The 745-nt window shown below is 27.4% G+C and carries 2 protein-coding genes; both read right to left on the bottom strand.

Annotated features, from left to right (window positions below; genetic code table 4):
* Positions 1–123: 123 nt before the first annotated feature.
* Complete coding sequence (locus C6B38_RS10225; RefSeq protein ID WP_162475850.1) at positions 124–291, bottom strand: hypothetical protein; 168 nt, start codon at positions 289–291, stop codon at positions 124–126.
* Between the two features lie 13 nt (positions 292–304).
* Positions 305–433: a hypothetical protein gene (locus C6B38_RS11955; RefSeq protein WP_255401090.1), complete on the bottom strand. Its 129-nt coding sequence runs from the start codon at positions 431–433 to the stop codon at positions 305–307.
* Positions 434–745: the final 312 nt, after the last annotated feature.

Genomic DNA, 745 nt, shown 5'->3' with positions numbered 1-745 from the left:
TTAAAAATTTTTTCTAATTCAGCATAAATCATTTGCTTCATAGTATTTTGCCCATATCCATCAAATTCACCATCATTTATTGAAATTAATAATTTAGCAATATTTCTTTTTATTTTTTCCATATTATTTATCTCCTTGTCATTTAATATTTTTATCTTCTAAATCAATAATGGTTGTTTGAGAACAACTTTTATTTTTAGCAGTATATTTTGCTTCTTCTAATGTATAAAATAATTCAGTATCTATTCCAGTAAATGAACTATTTGTTATTAATAAATATCTTTTTTCCATAATTTAATTCCTCCTAATTCTTTTTACCTAATGCTCATTGTTCATCAGTAATTTCATTGTGTGTAGGGATATATTTATTTTGTTTATCACATTTAAAGCAATAACCTCAATATCTTTTTTTAAGACAACTATTCTTTTTCATCTGTACCTCCTTATTATTAATTTTGGTAATTGTTGGTATATTAACTACAATGTTCTACAATTTGTAGTTGTTTGTATAGTTAAGACGCCATATAATTACATTTCTTCATCCGCACCATTTCAGGTCAAAGCGTTCAGTTTTTAAAATAAATTCACTCGCACCTTGAAGAACCTAATGCTAATCGCAAATTTATTTATAAAGTGACCATCTCTATTTTTATTGTGGTTTGATGTTGACCTCGCACTTATCACCACTATCGCTTGTTAAAGCGTCTATTATTTCCAGACTGATTACTGTTGGGCTAGACCGCCC

The organism is Spiroplasma sp. ChiS (genome assembly GCF_002968355.1).
In the GTDB taxonomy this organism is placed as follows: Bacteria; Bacillota_I; Bacilli_A; order Mycoplasmatales; family Mycoplasmataceae; genus Spiroplasma; species Spiroplasma citri.
The sequence above is the reverse complement of the archived record's forward strand: the minus strand, read 5'-3'. Positions and strand labels throughout refer to the sequence as shown.